Origin of the sequence: Enterobacter sp. DC1 (assembly GCF_000568075.1) — a bacterium.
GTDB lineage: Bacteria > Pseudomonadota > Gammaproteobacteria > Enterobacterales > Enterobacteriaceae > Enterobacter > Enterobacter asburiae.
This window is the reverse complement of the sequence record NZ_AZUA01000001.1, coordinates 1,034,409-1,049,761: the sequence shown is the minus strand read 5'-3', so window position 1 is coordinate 1,049,761 and position 15,353 is coordinate 1,034,409. Positions and strand designations below refer to the sequence as shown.

Genomic DNA, 15,353 nt, shown 5'->3' with positions numbered 1-15,353 from the left:
AAATAATAAATCTTGTATGCAATATTTTATTTTTATGTATACGATTCGATAACGAAGAGTAAAAGACGGAGTGGTGAATGAACAACATAAACGCCCTGCAGACCGCGCCAGACCTGCATGACAAAGATGAATCGATCTTTCAGGCGCTGATGACCGCGATTGTCGAACATCAGCTGCTGCCGGGGAGCAAGCTGCCGGAGGAGGCGCTGGCCGAGGTGTTTGGCGTAAGCCGCACGGGCATCCGCAAGGTGCTTCAACGACTCGCGGCTGTGCAAATGGTCACCTTAACGCCCAAGCGTGGTGCACACGTCGCCAGCCCGACGGTGGAAGAGGCGCAGCACATCTTCCGCACCCGCGCCCTGCTGGAGGTCGCCAACCTGCCGGACGTGCTGGCCCGCTGCCAGCCGCCGCACCTTGCCGCGCTGGTCGCCATCATTCGCCAGGAGCAGCAGGCGCACGAGGCCTACGACGGCCCGGCAGCAATTCGCCACTCCGCCAATTTCCACATTCAGCTGCAGGCCATCTCCGGCAACCAGGTGCTGACGGAGATGGTGACCGGCCTGAGCCAGCGCTCCTCGCTGGTGATTGCCACCTGGGGCGCGCCGTGGCGTCAGGGGTGTCGCTGCAACGATCACGAACAGCTGGTGGATCTGCTGCGCCAGAAGGCGCTCCAGCCGCTCAGCGATGCCTTAATGCACCATTTTGAACATATCGTCGCCAGCCTCTGCTTCGAGCGGGCGGGCGAGTGCCTGCCTGATTTTGCCCGGCTGTTTGCCGGCCACAAGGAGTCGTAATGTCCTCTGTCTGTATACAAGTGATCAACCCCAACACCAGCCTCGCGATGACGGAAACCATCGGCGCGGCGGCCCGCGCGGTGGCGGCGCCGGGTACGGAGATCCTCGCGGTCTGCCCGAGCGCGGGCGTGCCGTCTATCGAGGGACACTTTGATGAAGCCATCGCCGCCGTGGGGGTTCTCGAACAGGTCAGGCTCGGCAGAGAGCAGGGTGTGGATGGTCACGTCATCGCCTGCTTTGGCGATCCGGGCCTTCTGGCGGCGCGCGAGCTGGCGCAGGGGCCGGTGGTGGGCATTGCGGAAGCCGCCATGCATATGGCGACGCTGGTGGCGACGCGCTTTTCGGTGGTCACCACGCTACCGCGCACGCTGATTATTGCCCGTCATCTGCTGCACCAGTATGGCTTTCACGATCGCTGCGCGGCGCTTCACGCTATCGATCTCCCGGTGCTGGCGCTGGAAGACGGCAGCGGTCTGGCGCAGGAGAAGGTGCGCGCGCGCTGTATACAGGCGCTGAAAGAGGACGGCTGCGGCGCCATCGTGCTGGGCTGCGGCGGCATGGCGACGCTGGCGCAGGAGCTGACGCGCGAACTGCGCGTGCCGGTCATCGACGGCGTCAGCGCGGCGGTGAAGATGGTGGAATCGCTGGTGGCGCTGGGCCTGTCGACAAGCAAGCACGGGGATCTGGCATTTCCGGAGAAAAAAGCGTTAAGCGGACAGTTTCAGGCATTGAATCCATTTTGAAGGTGAGGGGAGACGTAATGGCGCTTTTTGAACAGAATTACCCGCGGGATCTGCGCGGCTACGCGGGCAACCCGCCGCACGCGCGGTGGCCGAATCAGGCGCGCGTCGCCGTGCAGTTTGTGCTCAATTATGAGGAAGGGGCGGAAAACCACGTTCTGCACGGCGATGCCGGATCCGAGCAGTTCCTGTCGGACATCATCGGCGCGGCCAGCTACCCGGATAAACACATGTCGATGGACTCCCTCTACGAATACGGCAGCCGCGCCGGGTTCTGGCGGATCCACAGTGAATTTCAAAAGCGCGGCCTGCCGCTGACGGTGTTTGGCGTGGCGATGGCGCTGGCGCGTCATCCTGAGATCGTCGAGGCAATCAGGGCGGCAGATTACGACGTGGTGAGCCACGGCTGGCGCTGGATCCACTATCAGAGCATGGATATCAGCCAGGAGCGCGAACACCTTCATAAGGCGGTGCAGGTGCTGACCGACCTGTTCGGCAAGCCGCCGACGGGCTGGTACACCGGGCGCGACAGCCCCAACACCCGCCAGCTGGTGGTGGAGCACGGCGGCTTCGACTACGACAGCGACTACTACGGCGACGACCTGCCCTTCTGGACGGAAGTGGCCTGCGGCGACGGCACCCGTAAACCGCACCTGATCGTGCCCTATACTCTGGATGCGAACGACATGCGCTTCGCCACCGCGCAGGGTTTTAACACCGCCGAGCAGTTCTATACCTACCTGAAGGACAGTTTTGACGTGCTGTACGAAGAGGGGGAAAGCGCGCCGAAGATGATGTCCATCGGCATGCACTGCCGCCTGCTGGGGCGGCCGGGGCGTTTTCGCGCGCTGCAGCGGTTCCTGGATTATATTCAGCAGCACGACCGGGTGTGGGTCTGTACCCGCCAGCAGATTGCCGACCACTGGCGGGAGGTGCATCCGTTTCAGAAATAAGTGTGCGATGTTTTGCCGGGTGGCGGCTGCGCCTTACCCGGCCTACAGGACCCACAGGGCATACGGGACATCGTAGGCCCGGTAAGCGCAGCGCCACCGGGCGGGTTTTTCAGCGTTACATCATCAAACTCACCTGCGCCGCCACGATGCGCCACCCGTATGCAAACCGCACCCACGTCTGCTGCTGGGGCGGCAGGTGCATCCGTTTCAGAAATAAGTGTGCCGTGTTTAGCCGGGTGGCGGCTGCGCCTTACCCGGCCTACAGGACTCACAGGGCATACGGGACATCGCAGGCCCGGTAAGCGCAGCGCCACCGGGCAGGTTTTTCAGCGTTACACCATCAAACTGACCTGCGCCGCTACGATCCGCCACCCGCGGTTCCTGGATTACGTGTAGCAGCACGAGCGGGTGTGGGTCTGTACCCCCCAGCAGATTGCCGACCACTGGCGGGAGGTGCATCCGTTTCAGAAGTAAGTGTGCCGTATTTAGCCGGGTGGCGGCTGCGCCTTACCCGGCCTACAGGACCCACAGGGCATACGGGACATCGTAGGCCCGGTAAGCGCAGCGCCACCGGGCGGGTTTTTCAGCGTTACACCATCAAACTCACCTGCGCCGCTACGATCCGCCACCCGCGGTTCCTGGATTACGTGCAGCAGCACGAGCGGGTGTGGGTCTGTACCCGCCAGCAGATTGCCGATCACTGGCGGCAGGTGCATCCGTTTCAGAAATAAGTGTGCCGTGTTTAGCCGGGAGGCGGCTTCGCCTTACCCGGCCTACAGGACCCACAGGGCATACGGGACATCGTAGGCCCGGTAAGCGCAGTGCCACCGGGCGGGTTTTTCAGCGTTACAACATCAAACTGACCTGCGCCGCCACGATGCGCCACCCGTAGGCAAACCGCACCCACGTCTGCTGCTGGCGGCCAATGCGTTCCGTGCCCTCCCGCGTAAACTCGGTGCTGCACACCGCGTAATCCTCCCCGAAGGTGGTGATGACGGTGTGGCGCAGCGTCCGCTGTAAACCGGCGGCGGGGCGCGCCGCCCGGAAGGCGCGGATTTCGTCAATACCGTACAGGTTTTCACCCGCCCCCAGACGCACAGTGTTTTTGTCGTGCCAGAACAGCTCGTCCAGCACCGCAACGTTGTTGCTGACCAGCGCGTCTTCATAGCGGTAAAACGCGGCGGTCACCTCGGCGACTACCCACGGCAGGTTAATGTCATCGTGATTCATCATGCGGCCACCTCCGCCGGACGGGCATCGGTGATGCCGCTCTCCTCCAGCACGCGCGCGACGCGCAGGCAGGCCTGCTCGTTAAACGGCGCGGCAATCAGCTGCAGGCCAATCGGCGCACCCTGCGCGGTGCGCAGCGGAACGGTGGTCACGGGCAGGCCCAAAAACGAAATCGGCTGGGTCAGCATCCCCATGCTGGCGCGAATGGGGAGCGGCTGGCCGTTAATCTCCATGGTCTGCTCACCCGCGAGCGTCGCGCTGCGCGGCGTCGCCGGGGCGATCAGCACATCGGCCTGCGCGAACAGGGTTTTAAACGCCTGCCGGGCGTGCGCGCGAAACCGCTGGGCCTGAATGTACCAGGCGGAGGGGATCATCGCCCCCGCCAGCAGGCGCTCCCGGGAATGCGGCTCAAAACGCTCGGGCTCGCGGCGAAGCGCGGGCAGGTACTGGTTTCCCCCTTCGGAGGCGCTGATGATAAACGCCGCGGAGCGCGCCAGCTCGGCGTCCGGAAACTGCAGCTCATCCTGCACGTCGAGCGCCTTCGCCACCCGCGCCACGGCGTCTCTGGCATCCGCGTCGCACCAGGTAGTGAAGTAGCCGCCGAGCACCGCGCAGCGCAGGCCGTCCAGCCCCCGGTCGAGCAGGGGGCGCGTCTGCTCGCGCGAGCTCTCTGCCTGAAAACCGTCGCTGCTGTCCCGCCCCTGCAGCGCGTCGTACACGGACGCCAGGTCGCACACGCGGCGGGCAAAGGGGCCGATATGATCCAGGCTCGCGACAAACGGATGGCTGCCGGATCGCGACAGGCGGCCAAAGGTGGGCTTCAGGCCGTAGATGCCGCACAGGGAGGCCGGAACGCGAATCGAGCCGTTGGTGTCGGTGCCGAGCGAAAAGTGCACCAGCCCGGCGGCCACGGCGGCGGCTGAACCGCCGGACGATCCGCCCGCAATGCGCGCCAGATCGTGCGGGTTACGCGTGGTGCCGTAGTGGCTGTTTTCTGTTGTGAAGCCGTAGGCGTAGGCGTCCATATTCACCATTCCGGTCAGCAGCCCGCCCGCGCTGCGCAGCTGGCGCACCGCGAAGCTGTCAGCGGGCGCGGCGGGCCGGTGGCTAAACAGTTCTGCCCCGGCAAGGGTGGTGTGACCGGCAACGTCGAACAGATTTTTTACCGCATACGGCACGCCCGCCAGCGGCGGCAGGGGACGCTTCTCGCGGCGCAGGGTGTCGATGCTCTCGGCCTCGGCGAGCATGCGCGCCTCCGTCACGGCGGTCCAGGCGTTAATCTGCGGGTTCACGCGAGCAATCGCTTCCAGCGTCTGGCGGGCAATCTCGCGAGCGCTCAGCTCGCCTGCGCTCAGCGCATGCTGGATCGCGCTGATACTCATCTCGTGTAGCCTCATGCTTTGTATACTCCTGCGATCTCCAGACGGTCGTCGAGCGGCAGCGCCATCAGCGGGGCGGCCAGGGTGGCAATGCGGCTGAACTGCAATTGCAGCTCGGCGCGGCGGGCATCGTCCAGCTCTACGCCGAGCACGGACTCCATTTGCGCCAGATACGCCTGCCAGTCGGGTTGTTGTGTCGTCATTGTTTTCTCCTCAAAATCCGGCGGCCGCGCCGTTGCTGCGCGGGTCAAATGCCCCTTCGAACAGCCCGTTGGGGTGGCGAACAATCGCGCCCGCGTGGCCCATCGCTTCGCTGAAGTCAGGAAATATTTCCACCTCGTGTCCGAGCGCCTGAAGCCGTGAGATCGTCTCAGCGCTAAAGCGGCCTTCCAGCTTTAGCGTGTCCGAGGTTTGTCCCCAGGTGCGCCCCAGCAGCCAGCGCGGGCGGGAAATGCTTTCCTGTAAAGGCACGCCCTGAATCGCGTAGCGGGTAAAGAGCGCGGCCTGGGTTTGCGGCTGGCCGTCGCCGCCCATGGAGCCGTAGACCATTACGCGCCCGTCCTTGAGACGCGCCGCCGCCGGGTTCAGGGTATGGAAGGGCTGCTTGCCCGGCGCGAGGGCCAGAAGATGATCCGGATCGAGGCTGAACGATGCCCCCCGGTTCTGCCAGACGATGCCGGTGTCGGGCAACACCACGCCGCTGCCGAACTCGTGATAGATACTCTGGATAAACGACACGGCAAGCCCGCTGCTGTCCATTACCCCCATCCACACCGTATCGCCGGGACCTTTTCCGGTGCCCCACGGCGCGGCGCGGCCGTCGTCAACCCTGTCGGCAAGCGCCTGCAGGGCGGCGGGATCCAGCAGACCCTGAATATCGGTTTTTAGCTCGCGCGGGTCGGTGATGTGGGCATCGCGCAGGCCAAAGGCCAGCTTGGTGGCTTCAACGATGCGGTGAACGGTGTCGGCGTCGTCGGCCTCCGCCATGTTCAGGCGGTCAGTGATGCCGAGTATCGCCAGCGAGACCAGCCCCTGCGTCGGCGGAGCGTGGTTAAAGATCTCCCCCTGCTGATGCTGCAGCTTCAGCGGCGCGGTGCGACGGGCGGCGTGCGCGCGTAAATCGGCCAGCGTCACGGGCAGGCCCAGCGTCTCCATGCCGTGCGCCAGCACGTTCGCCAGCGGGCCGCGGTAAAAGCTGTCCAGACCGTCCTCCGCCAGGCGCGTCAACGTCGTGGCCATGGCGGGCTGGTAAAACCGGCTCCCGACCTGCGGCGGCCTGCCGTCCACCAGCCAGGTTTCCGCGAAGCCGGGGATGGCCTTCAGCTCGTCGAATTTACTGGCCGTGGCGTGGGCCTGAGAGGCCGTGACCGGCGTGCCGTTCTGCGCGTAATCGATGGCGTCGGCCAGCAGGCGAGCCAGCGGCAGCGCCTTGCCGGTCATCTCGCGGGAGACCTTCAGCGCCTCGTCCCAGCCGCTCACCGTGCCGGCGACGGTCAGCGCCGCGCGGGGGCCGCGATGGGGAATATGCGCCAGCCTATCGTAGGCGGCGAGCGTTGCGCGAGAACCCGCCGCGCCGCTGGCATCAATGGCGACAGGTTCGCCGTCCGGCGGCACGATAAGCCAGAAGCCATCGCCGCCCAGCCCGTTCATGTGCGGGTAAACCACGGCAATGGTGGCCGCCGCGGCGACCATCGCCTCTATCGCGCTGCCGCCTTCGCGCAGCACCGCCAGCGCGCTCTGGCTGGCAAGATGGTGGGGCGCAACGGCCATGCCGTGCGTGGAGACATTACTGTGCATAGAGCGTCCTCGTAACCCTGAAAGTCACAAGGTGCTGCAAAAGCTGTTCCAGTTCTGAAAGAAAAGTTTCAGTAAACTGGCACGTATAATGAAAGGTAGAATGAAAGGCAAAATGTGATGAAACAAAAGTTACAGAGGCGCTATGGAACAACTGGATGAACGTCTGAAAGCACAGTACCCGTCGCTCTCGCCGCAGGAGCAGCGGGTGGCGGACTTTATTTTCGACCATTTTGATGACCTGATTAGCTACAACAGCGCCGAGCTGGCGCAGCTGAGCGGGGTGTCGAAAGCCACGGTCAGCCGTCTGTTTAAGCGTCTGGGCTATGAGAAATATAAGGACATGCGCGACGAGCTGCGCACCCTGCGCCAGAGCGGGATGCCGCTCACCGATAACCGCGACGCGGTGCAGGGCAATACGCTGCTGGCGCGCCACTATAAGCAGGAGATGGCGAACCTGACCCAGTGGGTCAATGCCCTTGACGCGCAGCAGTTTGCCGACGCCATGGCCTGCATGGTGAAGGCGCGGCGCATCGTCATTATCGGCATGCGCAACGCCTATCCGGCGGCGCTGCACCTGCGCCAGCAGCTGCTCCAGGCGCGCGGTCAGGTGCTGGTCCTGCCGCAGCCGGGGCAGAGTCTGGGCGAAGAGCTGGTGGACTTAACGCCGGACGATCTGGTGGTCATGATGGCCTTTCGCCGCCGCCCGCGCATTATCCGCCCGCTGATGCAGCAGCTTCAGAGCAGCGGTATTCCGGTGCTGCTGATGTGCGAGCCGCAGGCGCACAGCCTGTTTCCGCTGGCGAGCTGGCAGCTTTGCGCCCCGCTGGACAGCGTCTCGGCCTATGACAGCTACTCCTCGGTCAACAGCCTGATTAACCTGCTGGCGAATGCCTTCCTGCATGAAATTCTCGATAAAGGCCGCCCGCGCATTCACGATATTGCCTCCCTCTACCAGCAGCTGGACGAACTCGAACAGCGATAATGGGGCATCAGGCTGGTGCTTTGCATTGAAATGGTGCAGCTGACGGGTCGGAGAAACGCACGTTTTTTCGACCCGTCCGCGTTTTATCAGGCTTCACAGCAATATTTCCCGCTTCGCCTTAACTGGCACATTAGTTGCAAAAACACATTCAAAGAATTTTTTGTTTCATGTTAACGTTACGGGGAAGCACCATGAAAAAGTTGTTGATTGCACTGGCCGGGGCCGCATGCCTCTTCACACAGCTGCCGGCAAAGGCTGACCAGCTCCAGGATATCGAGAAGCGCGGTACCATTCGCATTGCCGTTCCGCAGGACTTCCCGCCGTTTGGCTCGGTGGGGACCGACCTGCAGCCGCAGGGCTATGACATCGACATGGCGCGCTATCTGGCCAAACAGATGAAGCTCAAGCTGCAGCTGGTGCCGGTGACCAGCGCCAACCGCGTGCCGTACCTGCAAACCGATAAGGTGGATCTGGTCATTTCCAGCCTCGGTAAAAATCCGGAGCGCGAGAAGGTGATCGACTTTAGCCGCGCCTACGCTCCGTTCTTCCTCGGCGTGTTTGGTCCGAAAGGGGCCGAGCTGAAAGACGCCGCCGCGCTGAGCGGAAAAACCATCGGCGTGACGCGCGGGGCGGTGGAGGACATGGTGCTGACCGGCCTGGCGCCGAAAGACGCGGACGTGAAGCGCTACGAAGATAACAACACCACGCTCTCCGCCTACCTCTCCGGACAGGTGCAGTACGTGGCGACCGGCAACCTGGTGGTGGCGGCCATTTCGCGCCAGAACGCGGATAAAGCCCCGGTGCCGAGCTTTATGCTGAAAGATTCGCCGTGCTTTATTGGCCTGAAGAAAAACGAACCGGCCCTGAAGGCAAAAGTGGACGCGCTGATTGAGCAGGGCATCAAGGACGGCACGCTGAACGGCCTGTCCGAGCAATGGCTGAAGGCCCCGCTGCCGGCCAACCTTGGCGCCTGAGCCGATGACGGAGCAACTTGATTTCTCCGCGCTCTGGCCGCACTGGCCGGAGCTGCTGGCGGGGCTGTGGGTCACTATTCAGCTGACGGTGATGGCGACCGTCGGCGGGCTGGCAATAGGCATTTTCGGGGCGGCGATCCGCAGCGGACGCACCACCTGGTTCAGCCGGATCTGGGGCGCGTACGTGGAGATCATCCGCAACACGCCGTTTGTGGTGCAGCTGTTTTTCATCGTCTTCGGCCTGCCGAACCTGGGGCTGAAGATGACGGCGGGGGAAGCGGCGCTGCTGGCCATGGTGGTGAACCTGGGCGCCTACAGCACCGAGATTATCCGCGCGGGCATTCAGGTCACGCCGAAAGGGCAGTGGGAAGCCGGACGCGTGCTGGGGCTGACCCGCCTGCAGACCTTTATCCGCGTGGTGCTGCCGCCCGCGCTGCAGCGCATTTACCCGGCGCTGGTGAGCCAGTGCATCATCGTGATGCTCGGCTCGTCGGTGGTGTCGCAGGTCTCGTATGAAGAGCTGACCTTCGCCGCCAACCTGATCCAGTCCAGAACGTTTCTGAGCTTTGAGGTTTATCTGGTGACAACCGGGATTTACTTAGCGCTGTCGATTACCCTGCGCCAGCTGATGATGGCGGCGGGACGCAAATGGCTGGGGGTGCAGGCATGATGACCACCTTTACCGACTGGGACATTATTCGCAACCTGCTGCTGGCCGGACGCTGGACGGTGCTGCTGTCGCTGGTGGCGTTTGTCGGCGGGGCGGCGGTGACGCTGTCGCTCCTGCTGCTGCGCCTGACGGGCGGGCGCACGGTCAGGCGCATCATCCGCGGCTATATTGAGCTGTTTCAGGGCACGCCGCTGCTGATGCAGCTGTTCCTGGCCTTCTTCGGCGTTGCGCTGTTCGGCATCGACGTCTCGCCGTGGACCGCCGCCTCGCTGGCGCTCACCTTCTACACCAGCGCGTTTCTGCTCGACATCTGGTTTGGCAGTATTCGCGCCTTGCCAAAAGGGCAGTGGGAAGCGTCGCGCTGTCTGGGGCTGACCTTCGGCCAGACCCTGTTTCGCGTCGTCGCCCCGCAGGCGCTGCGCATCGGTATCGCCCCGACGGTCGGCTTTGCCGTGCAGGTGATCAAGGGCACCGCTCTGGCGTCGATTATCGGTTTTATCGAGCTGACCAAGGCCGGGACCATGCTGACCAACGTGACGTATCAGCCGTTTAAGGTTTTTGCGCTGGTGGCGCTCGGCTACTTTATTCTGTGTTATCCGCTGTCGCGCTACAGCCGCTATCTGGAGACGAAATTCAATGCCTCTCATCACCATTAATCAGGTGCAGAAGTACTACGGCGATAACCACGTGCTCAAGGGCGTCGATCTGGATATCGACATGGGCCAGGTGATCTCCATTATCGGGCGCAGCGGATCGGGCAAAAGCACGCTGCTGCGCTGCATCAACGGCCTGGAAGGCTATCAGGACGGCAGCATCAAGCTGGGCGGCATGACCATTACCGACCGGGATTCTCAGGCGCGCGAAATCAGCCGCTCGGTCGGGATGGTGTTCCAGAGCTTCAACCTGTTCCCGCACATGACTGCGCTGGAAAACGTGATGCTCGCCCCGCGTCGGGTGCTGAAGAAAAGCGCCGCCGAATGCCGCGAGCTGGCGCAGCAGATGCTGGAGAAAGTGGGCTTAGGCGATCGTCTGGATTACTACCCGTCGAGTCTCTCCGGCGGCCAGCAGCAGCGCGTGGCGATTGCCCGCGCGCTGGCCATGTCGCCGAAAGTTTTACTCTGCGACGAGATCACCTCCGCGCTCGACCCGGAGCTGGTGGGCGAAGTGCTGAAGGTGCTGGAGCAGCTGGCGGCCGAGGGGATGACGCTCATACTGGTTACCCATGAAATGAATTTTGCCCGCGAAGTGGGCGACCGCGTGGTGTTTATGCACCAGGGGAAAGTCTGGGAGCAGGGCGACAGCAAAACGCTGTTCGCCAACCCGCAGACCACGGAACTGAAGCAGTTCATCTCCTCCGTGCGCGGCCTCAACTGATAAGGACTTAACAATGGATATCGCACGCTTTCCGCAAATCAACCCGCCCCAGCGCCTGCTGATGGGGCCGGGCCCGATCAACGCCGACCCGCGCGTGCTGCGCGCCATGTCGAGCCAGCTGATCGGCCAGTACGATCCGGCCATGACCCACTACATGAACGAGGTGATGGCGCTCTATCGCGGGGTGTTCCGCACCGAGAACCGCTGGACGATGCTGGTGGACGGCACTTCCCGCGCGGGGATTGAAGCCATTCTGGTCTCCGCCATTCGCCCGGGAGATAAGGTGCTGGTGCCGGTCTTTGGCCGCTTTGGTCATCTGCTGTGCGAAATTGCCCGCCGCTGCCGCGCGGAAGTACATACCATCGAGGTGCCGTGGGGCGAGGTGTTTACCCCGGATCAGGTGGAGGATGCGATTAAGCGTGTTCGTCCGCGCCTGCTGCTGACCGTGCAGGGCGATACCTCCACCACCATGCTGCAGCCCCTCGCCGAGCTTGGCGCCATCTGCCGCCGCTACGACGTGCTGTTTTATACCGACGCCACCGCGTCGCTCGGCGGCAACGCGCTGGAAACCGACGCCTGGGGACTGGATGCGGTATCGGCCGGGATGCAGAAGTGCCTCGGCGGCCCGTCGGGCACCTCGCCGATCACCCTGAGCGCGCGCATGGAGGAGGCGATCCGCCGCCGCAAATGCGTTGAGGAGGGCATCCGCACCGACGCCCACCGCGACGGCGACGAGGAAATGATCTACTCCAACTATTTCGATCTCGGCATGGTGATGGACTACTGGGGGCCGGAGCGCCTTAACCACCATACCGAAGCCACCACCGCGCTGTTTGGCGCCCGCGAGTGCGCGCGTCTGATCCTGCAGGAAGGGCTGGATAACGGCATCGCGCGCCACAGGCTGCACGGCGATGCGCTGCTGAAGGGCATTCAGGCGATGGGGCTGGAGACCTTTGGCGACCTGAAGCACAAGATGAACAACGTGCTGGGCGTGGTTATCCCGCAGGGCGTCAACGGCGACCAGGTGCGTAAGCTGATGCTGGAGGATTTCGGGATTGAAATCGGCACCTCGTTTGGCCCGCTGCACGGCAAAGTGTGGCGCATTGGCACCATGGGCTACAACGCGCGCAAAGACTGCGTGATGACCACCCTGAGCGCGCTGGAGTCGGTGCTGAACTACCTGAAATTCTCCACCACGCAGGGTGCCGCCATGCAGGCCGCGTGGGACCACTATCGTCGCGAGACGCCGCAATGAGCTCGGCGGCAGAACGGGTGATGGCGCGCGCCGACGCGCTGGCCGCCATCAGCGAAACCCCGGATGCGCTGACGCGGGTCTATCTCTCCACCCAGCATCTGCAGGCCAACCAGCTGGTGGGGCAGTGGATGAGCCAGGCGGGAATGACCGTCTGGCAGGACAGCGTGGGCAACATCTGTGGACGCTATGAGGGCGCGCAGGAAGGGGCGCAGGCGGTGCTGCTCGGCTCGCATCTCGATACCGTGCGCAATGCCGGGCGCTACGACGGCATGCTCGGCGTGCTTGCCGCCATTGAGGTAGTGGACAGCCTGCACCAGCAGGGGGTGCATCTGGCCCAGGCCATCGAGATTGTCGGCTTTTGCGACGAAGAGGGAACCCGCTTCGGCATTACGCTGTTAGGCAGCCGGGGGCTGACGGGCACCTGGCCGCAGGGCTGGCTGGAAAAAGTCGACGCCAGCGGGATCAGCGTGGCGCAGGCGATGACCCTGATGGGGCTCGATCCTGCCCGCGTGCTCCATGCCGCGCGCCGTCAGGAGGATTTCAGCGCCTATCTGGAGCTGCATATTGAGCAGGGGCCGTGCCTTGAGCAGGAGGCGCTCGCCCTTGGCGTGGTGGAAGCCATTAACGGCGCGCGCCGTCTGAACTGCCGCTTTACCGGCGAGGCCGGGCATGCGGGAACCGTGCCGATGCTCCACCGCAGGGACGCGCTGGCCGCCGCCGCCGAGTGGATGGTTATCATTGAAAACGCTACCCGACAGCAGGGCGGCAACCTGGTGGCGACGGTTGGCGAGCTGCGCTGTCTGCCGGGGGCGGTGAACGTGATCCCCGGCGAGGTTCAGCTCTCGCTGGATATTCGCGGGCCGCAGGATGCGCCGCTTGATCGGTTGCTTAACGACCTGCTGGAACATGCCCAGGCGATCGCCTCGCGCCGCGGTCTGGACTTCAGCGCCGAGGAGTTTTACCGCATTGCCGCCACGCCGTGCGATATCCACCTGCAAAACGTGCTGGGGGAGGCCGTCACTTCGGTACAGAGGCGCTCGCTATCGCTGCCCAGCGGTGCGGGCCACGATGCGATTGCCATCGCGGAACGCTGGCCGGTCGGCATGCTGTTTGTGCGCTGCAAAGGGGGCGTCAGCCACCATCCGGCGGAATCGGTGATGGCTGAGGATGTCGCCCTCGCGATTGAGGCGTTTGGGCGGGCGGTAAGAACGCTTGGTGCGATCTGAGTATTGCCCGGCGGCGCTACGCTTGCACGGGCCTACGGGATGGGTAGGCCGGGTAAGCGCAGCGCCACCCGGCAGGGAACTACGTTACTCCAGCCCCAGCGTATATTGCGCAATCTTAAAGTAGATAATCAGCCCGGTGCCGTCGATAAGCGTCGCGATAAACGGCGCGGAGACGACCGCCGGGTCAATGCCGCAGCGCTTGAGCACCATCGGAATGACCGACGACACGATCGCACTCCAGAGCGTAATGCACACCAGCGTCAGGCTGACGATAAGCGTGATTTCCAGCCCAATCCCCATCATCCAGGCGCGAATGCACCCGGCGACACCGAGCGTGGCGGCAATCATCAGCGAGGTGGTCATCTCTTTACGCAGCACGCGGCCAACGTCGCGCAGACGAACTTCCCCCAGCGCCATGGCGCGCACCAGGGTGGAGGTGATCTGCGTCCCGCTGTTGCCGCCGGTGCCGATCAGCAGCGGAATAAAGAACGCCAGCGCGATGGCGGACTCCAGCGCCTCTTCAAAATGCTGGATCACCGAGCTGGTGTAGGCCTCCGCGACAAACAGCAGCAGCAGCCAGACGGAGCGTTTCTTCCACAGACTATACGGGCTGGTGTCCAGATAGGGCTTCTCCAGCGGCAGCGTCGCCCCCTGAAGCTGGGCGTCTTCGGTGACGTCATCTTCGAGCAGATGGGCGATTTCGCGCTCGGTCAGGCAGCCGACGAGCTTGCCGTGGGTGACCACGGGCACCACATCCGCGCCGCCGTGCGCCAGCAGTCCGGCAACGTCGGCACGTTCATCCTCCGGTTTGACCTGCAAAAACTGCGAAATCATCAGCGATTTCACCGGCTGTACCGTATCGGCGGTTTGCAGCAATTTGCGCACGGCAATCATGCCCGCCAGGCGGCCATTGTCTTCAATAAAAATATGAGACGGAATATCGTCGTCTTTTAATTTTTCGAAGAATTGCTCGCGCGCCAGCGCCACGCATAATGAAATATCGAGGACAATAAAATCGGTATTCATATATTGCGCGATCGCGCTGTCATTGAATGCCAGGTTCTGGTTGTGAATAGCGTAAGACATAGTGAATTCCCTTTGAATAATAACATCTCTCAGGGGCGAGCAAGACAGGGCATGTCGAAGAGGAGATCCCCACGTCCTGGGTTCAGCACTGTACACCGTATCCCGCGAGGGAAGTTATACTGACAAAGCCTTGATTCGACAGTGCCTGTTTTACCCTGTGTCGGTTCTCTCGAACCTACCAGAGCGATAACGTGTATTTGTACAGGAGCCTCGCCATAACGAGATCGTTTTAAAACGAGAGGAATAATACGCTTATTTAAACTTACCGCTCAGAAAATTAAATAATGTTTAAGAACGGTTTAGACGATTTTTATTAATAAAATGTTGAGGGTTTATTTAGGTTAATTCATTTCTAATGGAGGATTAAATAATCAACGAAGGAGAGGGTAATGGCGTGGTTTGATAATCTGCTGAATCATTTTGCGCTGTATCCGGCACATCTTTTCGCGCTGTTATTTGTGATGGCGCTGAGTAAATCGACGGTGCTGATCTCCTCCGTGCTGCCGCCCGCCTCGGTGATGCTGCTGGCGGGCATTACCGTTAGCCAGACGAGCATGCATCCTGCGCTGGCGTGGCTGGCCATAGTTTTGGGGGCAACGGCGGGTTCGGTGCTGAACTACCATATCGGCCAGCTGATGGGGCACACCCGGCTGGTCACGCGTTTCACCTCAAAGCATGCCGATAAGTTCTTGCGGGTACAGCATCAGCTGCAAAAGAACGGTGTCATCGTGCTGTTTACGTCGCGTTTTCTGGCGGTGTTGCGCTACATCGTGCCGCTGGCGGCGGGGATGCTCAGGCTGAATGCAGTCAGGGTCTACGCCGTCAGCCTGCTTTCCGCCTGCGCATGGGCGGCGCTGTATGTCGGCATCATCACCGGCATCAGCGCCTTTTGA

16 protein-coding genes, 4 pseudogenes and 1 riboswitch are annotated in these 15,353 nt (G+C 62.6%); of the genes and pseudogenes, 13 read left to right on the top strand and 7 right to left on the bottom strand.

What is annotated here, in order from left to right:
- The first annotated feature begins 77 nt into the window (after positions 1-77).
- From P346_RS16385 to puuE, 3 genes and pseudogenes are all read left to right on the top strand, one after another.
- Positions 78-794, top strand: a complete 717-nt coding sequence (locus P346_RS16385) for a GntR family transcriptional regulator (RefSeq protein WP_032658126.1) — start codon at positions 78-80, stop codon at positions 792-794.
- Positions 794-1,670, top strand: a pseudogene (hpxA, locus tag P346_RS16390) (allantoin racemase). Before P346_RS16385 ends, hpxA begins: the two are co-directional and overlap by 1 nt.
- A complete protein-coding gene (gene puuE, locus P346_RS16395; RefSeq protein WP_233456523.1) occupies positions 1,588-2,487 on the top strand; it encodes an allantoinase PuuE in 900 nt (299 codons plus the stop codon). Before hpxA ends, puuE begins: the two are co-directional and overlap by 83 nt.
- Before the next feature lie 115 nt (positions 2,488-2,602).
- On the opposite strand, the pseudogene P346_RS22320 reads toward puuE, so the two are convergent.
- Both P346_RS22320 and P346_RS23440 read right to left on the bottom strand, forming a co-directional pair.
- Positions 2,603-2,674, bottom strand: a pseudogene (locus P346_RS22320) (AtzH-like domain-containing protein); the annotation flags it as partial.
- Positions 2,675-2,715: 41 nt separating this feature from the next.
- Positions 2,716-2,859 (bottom strand): hypothetical protein, encoded by a 144-nt coding sequence (locus tag P346_RS23440; protein WP_166770000.1) that lies wholly within the window; start codon positions 2,857-2,859, stop codon positions 2,716-2,718.
- A 3-nt stretch (positions 2,860-2,862) separates the two neighbouring features.
- Here P346_RS23440 and P346_RS23140 point away from each other — a divergent pair.
- Together P346_RS23140 and P346_RS23135 are read left to right on the top strand one after the other, a co-directional pair.
- Positions 2,863-2,961 (top strand): annotated as a pseudogene (locus tag P346_RS23140) (allantoinase); the annotation flags it as partial.
- Positions 2,962-3,119: 158 nt separating this feature from the next.
- A pseudogene (locus P346_RS23135) lies at positions 3,120-3,218 on the top strand (allantoinase); the annotation flags it as partial.
- A gap of 115 nt (positions 3,219-3,333) precedes the next feature.
- Here P346_RS23135 and hpxZ read toward each other — a convergent pair.
- The 4 genes from hpxZ to hpxW are packed head-to-tail and all read right to left on the bottom strand — an operon-like array spanning position 3,334 to position 6,893.
- Positions 3,334-3,720 carry an oxalurate catabolism protein HpxZ gene (gene hpxZ / locus P346_RS16400; protein WP_032658119.1) on the bottom strand — a complete coding sequence of 129 codons (387 nt, stop codon included), beginning with the start codon at positions 3,718-3,720 and terminating at the stop codon, positions 3,334-3,336.
- On the bottom strand, positions 3,717-5,114 hold the full coding sequence (locus tag P346_RS16405) for an AtzE family amidohydrolase (RefSeq protein WP_032658118.1): 1,398 nt from the start codon (positions 5,112-5,114) through the stop codon (positions 3,717-3,719). The genes hpxZ and P346_RS16405 overlap by 4 nt, the downstream gene beginning before the upstream one ends.
- On the bottom strand, positions 5,111-5,299 hold the full coding sequence (hpxX, locus tag P346_RS16410) for an oxalurate catabolism protein HpxX (protein ID WP_032658116.1): 189 nt from the start codon (positions 5,297-5,299) through the stop codon (positions 5,111-5,113). The genes P346_RS16405 and hpxX overlap by 4 nt, the downstream gene beginning before the upstream one ends.
- A 10-nt stretch (positions 5,300-5,309) precedes the next feature.
- Complete coding sequence (gene hpxW / locus P346_RS16415; RefSeq protein WP_032658115.1) at positions 5,310-6,893, bottom strand: oxamate amidohydrolase; 1,584 nt, start codon at positions 6,891-6,893, stop codon at positions 5,310-5,312.
- Positions 6,894-7,035: 142 nt separating this feature from the next.
- On the opposite strand from hpxW, the gene hpxU reads away from it, so the two are divergent.
- The 7 genes from hpxU (at position 7,036) to hpxK (ending at position 13,374) form a co-directional block, all read left to right on the top strand.
- Positions 7,036-7,875, top strand: coding sequence for a MurR/RpiR family transcriptional regulator HpxU (gene hpxU / locus P346_RS16420; RefSeq protein WP_032658113.1), 840 nt, complete (start codon positions 7,036-7,038; stop codon positions 7,873-7,875).
- Between the two features lie 191 nt (positions 7,876-8,066).
- Positions 8,067-8,849 carry a transporter substrate-binding domain-containing protein gene (locus P346_RS16425; protein ID WP_023311064.1) on the top strand — a complete coding sequence of 261 codons (783 nt, stop codon included), beginning with the start codon at positions 8,067-8,069 and terminating at the stop codon, positions 8,847-8,849.
- A 4-nt stretch (positions 8,850-8,853) separates the two neighbouring features.
- Positions 8,854-9,519, top strand: coding sequence for an amino acid ABC transporter permease (locus P346_RS16430; protein ID WP_032658112.1), 666 nt, complete (start codon positions 8,854-8,856; stop codon positions 9,517-9,519).
- On the top strand, positions 9,519-10,175 hold the full coding sequence (locus P346_RS16435) for an amino acid ABC transporter permease (RefSeq protein ID WP_071995957.1): 657 nt from the start codon (positions 9,519-9,521) through the stop codon (positions 10,173-10,175). Before P346_RS16430 ends, P346_RS16435 begins: the two co-directional genes overlap by 1 nt.
- Positions 10,156-10,893, top strand: a complete 738-nt coding sequence (locus P346_RS16440) for an amino acid ABC transporter ATP-binding protein (RefSeq protein ID WP_032638731.1) — start codon at positions 10,156-10,158, stop codon at positions 10,891-10,893. Before P346_RS16435 ends, P346_RS16440 begins: the two co-directional genes overlap by 20 nt.
- Before the next feature lie 13 nt (positions 10,894-10,906).
- Positions 10,907-12,148, top strand: a complete 1,242-nt coding sequence (locus P346_RS16445) for a pyridoxal-phosphate-dependent aminotransferase family protein (RefSeq protein WP_032658107.1) — start codon at positions 10,907-10,909, stop codon at positions 12,146-12,148.
- Positions 12,145-13,374, top strand: coding sequence for an allantoate amidohydrolase (hpxK, locus tag P346_RS16450; RefSeq protein WP_032658105.1), 1,230 nt, complete (start codon positions 12,145-12,147; stop codon positions 13,372-13,374). Before P346_RS16445 ends, hpxK begins: the two co-directional genes overlap by 4 nt.
- A gap of 84 nt (positions 13,375-13,458) precedes the next feature.
- Here the strand turns inward: hpxK and P346_RS16455 are convergent, their stop codons facing one another.
- A complete protein-coding gene (locus tag P346_RS16455) occupies positions 13,459-14,460 on the bottom strand; it encodes a magnesium transporter (RefSeq protein ID WP_023311069.1) in 1,002 nt (333 codons plus the stop codon).
- 60 nt (positions 14,461-14,520) lie between these two features.
- Positions 14,521-14,690: riboswitch (M-box (ykoK) riboswitch) on the bottom strand.
- 159 nt (positions 14,691-14,849) lie between these two features.
- Between P346_RS16455 and P346_RS16460 the strand changes: the two genes are divergently transcribed.
- Positions 14,850-15,353, top strand: coding sequence for a DedA family protein (locus P346_RS16460; protein WP_032658101.1), 504 nt, complete (start codon positions 14,850-14,852; stop codon positions 15,351-15,353).

Bases quoted from the DNA above. Each gene is read 5' to 3' on its own strand.
- hpxK (WP_032658105.1), top strand. From the start codon at position 12,145: ATGAGCTCGGCGGCAGAACGGGTGATGGCGCGCGCCGACGCGCTGGCC.
- P346_RS16435 (WP_071995957.1), top strand. From the start codon at position 9,519: ATGACCACCTTTACCGACTGGGACATTATTCGCAACCTGCTGCTGGCC.
- P346_RS16455 (WP_023311069.1), bottom strand. From the start codon at position 14,460: ATGTCTTACGCTATTCACAACCAGAACCTGGCATTCAATGACAGCGCG.
- P346_RS16460 (WP_032658101.1), top strand. From the start codon at position 14,850: ATGGCGTGGTTTGATAATCTGCTGAATCATTTTGCGCTGTATCCGGCA.
- hpxX (WP_032658116.1), bottom strand. From the start codon at position 5,299: ATGACGACACAACAACCCGACTGGCAGGCGTATCTGGCGCAAATGGAG.
- hpxZ (WP_032658119.1), bottom strand. From the start codon at position 3,720: ATGATGAATCACGATGACATTAACCTGCCGTGGGTAGTCGCCGAGGTG.
- hpxW (WP_032658115.1), bottom strand. From the start codon at position 6,893: ATGCACAGTAATGTCTCCACGCACGGCATGGCCGTTGCGCCCCACCAT.
- P346_RS16440 (WP_032638731.1), top strand. From the start codon at position 10,156: ATGCCTCTCATCACCATTAATCAGGTGCAGAAGTACTACGGCGATAAC.
- P346_RS16385 (WP_032658126.1), top strand. From the start codon at position 78: ATGAACAACATAAACGCCCTGCAGACCGCGCCAGACCTGCATGACAAA.
- P346_RS16430 (WP_032658112.1), top strand. From the start codon at position 8,854: ATGACGGAGCAACTTGATTTCTCCGCGCTCTGGCCGCACTGGCCGGAG.
- P346_RS16425 (WP_023311064.1), top strand. From the start codon at position 8,067: ATGAAAAAGTTGTTGATTGCACTGGCCGGGGCCGCATGCCTCTTCACA.
- P346_RS16445 (WP_032658107.1), top strand. From the start codon at position 10,907: ATGGATATCGCACGCTTTCCGCAAATCAACCCGCCCCAGCGCCTGCTG.
- P346_RS16405 (WP_032658118.1), bottom strand. From the start codon at position 5,114: ATGAGGCTACACGAGATGAGTATCAGCGCGATCCAGCATGCGCTGAGC.
- hpxU (WP_032658113.1), top strand. From the start codon at position 7,036: ATGGAACAACTGGATGAACGTCTGAAAGCACAGTACCCGTCGCTCTCG.